6 protein-coding genes are annotated in these 4,771 nt (G+C 68.9%); 1 reads left to right on the top strand and 5 read right to left on the bottom strand.

What is annotated here, in order from left to right:
* From AC1C2W_RS19585 to AC1C2W_RS19575, 3 genes are all read right to left on the bottom strand, one after another.
* The coding region (locus tag AC1C2W_RS19585; protein WP_495414059.1) for a hypothetical protein at nt 1-284 on the bottom strand (284 nt) is incomplete at its 3' end.
* Nucleotides 281-844: an RNA polymerase sigma factor gene (locus AC1C2W_RS19580; protein ID WP_495391324.1), complete on the bottom strand. Its 564-nt coding sequence runs from the start codon at nt 842-844 to the stop codon at nt 281-283. The genes AC1C2W_RS19585 and AC1C2W_RS19580, both read right to left, overlap by 4 nt.
* Before the next feature lie 290 nt (nt 845-1,134).
* Entirely contained in the window at nt 1,135-2,076 is a 942-nt protein-coding gene (locus AC1C2W_RS19575) for a hypothetical protein (RefSeq protein ID WP_495391325.1), read from the bottom strand.
* Nucleotides 2,077-2,142: 66 nt separating this feature from the next.
* Here AC1C2W_RS19575 and AC1C2W_RS19570 point away from each other — a divergent pair, with 66 nt between their 5' ends.
* Nucleotides 2,143-2,736 carry a PadR family transcriptional regulator gene (locus AC1C2W_RS19570; protein ID WP_495391326.1) on the top strand — a complete coding sequence of 198 codons (594 nt, stop codon included), beginning with the start codon at nt 2,143-2,145 and terminating at the stop codon, nt 2,734-2,736.
* On the opposite strand, the gene AC1C2W_RS19565 is transcribed toward AC1C2W_RS19570, so the two are convergent.
* On the bottom strand, nt 2,727-2,945 hold the full coding sequence (locus AC1C2W_RS19565; RefSeq protein ID WP_495414058.1) for a hypothetical protein: 219 nt from the start codon (nt 2,943-2,945) through the stop codon (nt 2,727-2,729). The genes AC1C2W_RS19570 and AC1C2W_RS19565 overlap by 10 nt on opposite strands.
* Nucleotides 2,946-3,409: 464 nt before the next feature.
* A complete protein-coding gene (locus AC1C2W_RS19560) occupies nt 3,410-4,606 on the bottom strand; it encodes an IS30 family transposase (protein WP_495414057.1) in 1,197 nt (398 codons plus the stop codon).
* Nucleotides 4,607-4,771 lie beyond the last annotated feature (165 nt).

Here is a 4,771-nt window from a genome sequence, read left to right as displayed (position 1 = left end):
GCGGCATTGTCCGCCGCCTCGAGGAGCACGAACTCGGCCGACGCAGGAGCTGTCCCGAGCACGCCGGCGGCGACGACCGCAGCCAGGGCTGTGCCGGCGGCGGCGATGCGGGCCCACCAGCGCCGTTGTGGCCTGGACGGGCGCGCGGCTGCCGGCACGGCGGTCGTGATGCGTTCCAGGATGGCCTCGGCCCGTGTCGCCTCGGCGGTGCTGAGCGGCGTTCCTAGTGCGGGGTTGGCGTCGGCAACGCGGCGCACTGTGGGGTCTTCGGTCATCTGGTTCACGGCTGCGTTCCTTCCACGACGCCGGGAAGAGCTCGCCGGGCAGGCCATGGAGCCGGCTCGGCGTCAGGTCCGGGTTCGATGTTTGCGAGCAGATGCCGGAGGCGGCGGCGCGCCCGGGATAGGCGCACCGAGAACGCGGCGCGCGTGCACCCCTGGACCTGGGCGGCCTCGCGGCCGGTGAGTCCGTCCCACGCCACCAGGGCCAGCGCTTCCCGGTCGGCATCGCTCAAGCGGGCCCAGGCGACGTGGAGGTCCACCGTCGTCGTCGCGAGGTCGATCGCATCCTGCGGTAGCTCACGCTCGGCACCGATGCGCAGAGCGAGGCGATTCCGCCGGCCGTGGGCGCGACGGTCCTCGGCCAGCACGTTGCGAGCGACGCCGAACAACCACGGGCGCACCTCGCGCGGCACGTCAGCCCACCGGTTCCACGCGATGGTGAAGACTTCCGCGACCAAGTCCTCCGCAACATCCGAATCGGCGCGGCGCTGAACGAACCTCAGCACGTCCGGGTACAGCGCCCGGAAGACCTCGCTGAACACCACGTCCGCCGGCGCCGTCACGGACTCATCCTCTGTCTCACACCCCTACATCGTTCCCGGGCGCCCGAGTGCAACACCGAATCTTGTGGAATCTCAACAGGCCGACCCGTCGGTTCAAAACTGACCGATTCTGAGGCGCGCCAGAATCGGGTTCTGGATGTTTCGAAACCTCTGCGGCGAGGCAGCGACTCGACGACGACGCGCTGCGAGCGGTCCAGCCTGCGCCGTTCGCCGCCACTCGTTGCCGTGGACCATCGCCTGTTCCGCCATGGTGCTGGTGCCCAACGCGCCGCATCTGGCGGTCTCGGATGTCAGACGTGTGCGCGGACGCGCTCGGCATAGGCCGTGAAGGCCGGCTTGGGTGCGTAGTCGACGTCGGTGAGGCCGAACCCGCCGAAGAGGGAGCCGTCGTCCGTGGCGTCCCGCAGGGAGAAGTGCGTGTACGAGGCGACGCCGGCGGCCGGGTCGAGCGCGGCGGTGACCATCGCGTGCAGCAGCTCGGCCTGGCGTTCCTCGGGGCGCTCGGGCCCGGTCGGCCAACCGTGCTCGGTGATGTGCAGCGGCAGGCGGTCTAGGCCGGCCGGGGCCAGCGCGACGCGCCGGTGCTCGGCGAGCAGCCACGCGCACGCCCCGACCGGGTCGGCGGCCGGCGGCAGCGGGAAGAAGACGCCCGGGAACGCGTCGAGGCCGACGTAGTCCAGGGCATCCCGGAACTCCTGCCCGCCCGTCGAGACCAGTCGCGCGTAGTAGCCCGGGTCGCCGAACAACACCGTGGTGTTGGTCCCGACCGCGACGCGCAACCCCCGCTCGCAAACCAGGTCGCGCGCGGCGAGCACCCCGGCGACGAGCGCCTCGGTCGCCCGCGGGTAGTACCCGTCAAGCGTCGGGTTGTCGGTGACGTTCGCCTCCTCCGTGATCTGGACGGTGTCGAGCAGCGGGCCGTACGCGTCGATCATCGTGCGCACGAAGCGTCGGTATCCCTCGACGTCGGCGGAGGCCGACTGGTACTGGAGTACGAGGTCGAGCCGGCACCCGGTGGCGGTGTAGGCACGCGCGTTGCCGGGGGCCTGGGTTGAGATGTCGCCGGGGTCGCGGTCGTCAGTGAAGCTCGCATAGGCGCGGATGTGGAACGCCGCGTCGCCGCGCAGTGCGTCGATCAGGTGCAGCGCCTTGCCGGGGTCGTCCGGGGAGCTGCCGAGAATGGTGCCGTCGTCAGTGCCGAGCGGCCCGCCGGGGTAGATGCCGAAGCGCATGGAAGGTCTCCCTCGAGAGTCTATTTAGACCACATCTTACGTCTAAATAGACGCTAGAGTGTGCGGGTGCCCGGATCTCTGCTGAAGAACTCCGTGATCGTGTCCGTCCTCGGCCTCCTCCTTGAGCGGCCGCTGCACCTCTACGCCCTGTCCCAGACGCTCGCCGACCGGCTCGACGCCCAAGGGACCGCGCTCGGCCGGGGCTCGCTGCGCAACGTGCTGACGGCGCTCGTCGACGCGGGCTGGGTCCGACGCGACGACGACGAGTCCGGGCGAACCATGTTCGCCACCACCCGCGCCGGTGCCGAGGAACTCCGGTCGCGCGTCGAGCGGCAGATCGCCGACGTCGGCGCTGACCATGACCACATGGCCCAGGCCGTCGCCTACCTCGGTCTGCTGGACCGCGCGGGGGCCGCGGAGCTGCTGCGCCGGCGCGCCGCCGGCGTGCGCGAGGTGGTCGCCGGCACCGAGGCCGGGGTCGCGGGCGCGGCGGACGCGGGCCTCCCGGAGCTGTACGTCATCGAGGGCGGCTACGCGCTCGCGCTGCGGAAGGCCGAGCTGGGGTGGCTCGAGCGCACCGCCCGGCGCATCGAGACCGGTGACCTCGCGTGGACCGGGTCGCCGGCGCCAGCGATGCCTCGGACGACGTCTCAGAAGTAGTCGCGCACGTGCACCTGCTGGCCGCCCCACAGGGCGTCCCAGGTGACGTCGCAGTCGGCGCGGCTGGTGAAGAAGCCCGCGAGCCGCAGGTTCGGGCACGACTGCGCGCCCGCGTACGACTGGGCGATCCCCGCCGAGGTGATGTCATGACGAGCAGCACGATCCAGGGGGGCTTCAGAACCGACGGCGGTCTCAACCCACCAACGCACCGCGTAACTCTAATCAGGTCGAGGCATCGGACTCGAGGGTCTACTAGATCCCGGTCGGGTAGAACTCGAGGTCGTCTGCGGCGATCTCGATCTCGGTCCCGGCGGCGCCGATCGGTGGCGTGTCGAGCAGTTCGATCTGGAGCAGCGCACTCTCGACCCGTGCGAGGACAACATTCCCGTCGACTGCCTCGATGTGTCCACGGACAGTTGCCTGGGAGCCTCGATGGCCCTGGTTCCTAGAGTCACCGAGCAAGTCGGACCATCGCGGCGTACCTGGCAGCTCGACCTCCAGATCAACGGTGTCACCCCTTCGTACGGGGCGCGCTCCTCGCCAGCTACCGGACAAAGTGAGGGACGCTGTCCGAACGCTTAGACGAGGTCGCTTCTGATCTGCGTCATTCAGGGCTTCTGCAAACATCGGTGCTCGCCTCCGTACTGGGTAAGTGCCTTCATGGCTCACCGTCTTACGTGACACGCCTCGCGGCGGCGTCGACATCGTTCCGCGCGGCAAGCAGCAGCGACGAGAACCTCTCGTGCGACGTCGACCAGCCCAGTACCTGGCGCGGTCGGGTGTTGATCCGGCGGGCGATGTCGTCCAGTTCCCGCACGGAGTAGGCGCGTAGGTCGGTCCGCTTCGGCAGGTACTGGCGCAGCAGGCGGTTGGTGTTCTCGTTGCTTGGTCGCTGCCATGGGCTGCGTGGATCGCAGAAGTAGACGTCCAGACCAAGTTCGGTGGCGAGTTCTTGGTGCTCGGCCATCTCGCGGCCGCGGTCCCAGGTCAGCGATCGCCGCAGAGCAAGTGGCAGTTGCATGAGGTCTTGGACGAGCGCTTGGCGCACGGCGTCGGCCTTGATGCCATCGTGCAGAGGTATGACGCGGACGAACCTCGTGCTGCGTTCCACCAGCGTCGCGACTGCCGAAGGGCGACTCCCCATCACGAGGTCGCCTTCCCAGTGCCCGGCCTCGACTCGTTCCGCCACGCTCGCGGGACGGCGGTGGATCGAGACCATGTTCCGCAGCCGTCCACGCCCGTGGGACTTCTGCTTGCCCCGAGGCCGACGGACAGAACGTCCGGACCGTAACCGTTTGGCCTCGGGCGGGCCGAGCTCACGCCGGCCGGAGACGTAGATGCTGCGGTAGATCGTCTCGTGAGACACCCACCGTGACGGGTCGTCTGGATGCTGTTGGCGCAGCCATGCCGCGATCTGTTGCGGCGACCAGTCCTCCTCCAACTTCGCGCGTACCAGCGCGAGCAATGCAGGGCTGGATGCCAGACGCGACGATCGCGGCCGCCTCGCCCGATCCCACGCCGCCGCATCAGCCACGGCCGCCCTATAGCTTTCGCGCCCACCATTGCGGGCGATCTCTCGAGACACCGCCGACGACGAGCGGCCGATCCGCTCCGCGATCGCCCTCCCCGATTGGCCCGCGGCGATCCCTCGTGAGATTTCCTCACGATCAGCGGAGCTCAAGGCCCGGTGACTACGACGCCGGGCTGCAGGACGAACCCCACCAGTCTTGGCTAAGAAATGCCGGACCGAGTTCAGGTTCGACCCGATCGTCCGCGCGATCAGCCTGGCCGAGTCGCCCTCACGCCACCCCTGCCACAACAAGTCCTCCTGCTCAGCCGAGAACGCCACGCCCACCTCCACGATCGTCATCTTTGCCTAGGTGGTGCGTTGGTGGGTTGAGACCGCCACCGATTATGACCCGCACCAGAATCGGGTTCTGGATGTTTCGAAACCCCGGCGGCCGACTGAGAGCGCTATTCACGTGGCCTGGCGGTAGAACTCGAGGTTGGTGATCATGTGGATCACGCTTGGTAG

The organism is Isoptericola sp. Y581, from assembly GCF_059445475.1.
The sequence above is the reverse complement of the archived record's forward strand: the minus strand, read 5'-3'. Positions and strand labels throughout refer to the sequence as shown.

What these genes read in the sequence shown, in the direction of transcription:
- AC1C2W_RS19575 (WP_495391325.1), bottom strand. Translation starts at nt 2,076, where the DNA reads ATGCGCTTCGGCATCTACCCCGGCGGGCCGCTCGGCACTGACGACGGC.
- AC1C2W_RS19560 (WP_495414057.1), bottom strand. Translation starts at nt 4,606, where the DNA reads ATGACGATCGTGGAGGTGGGCGTGGCGTTCTCGGCTGAGCAGGAGGAC.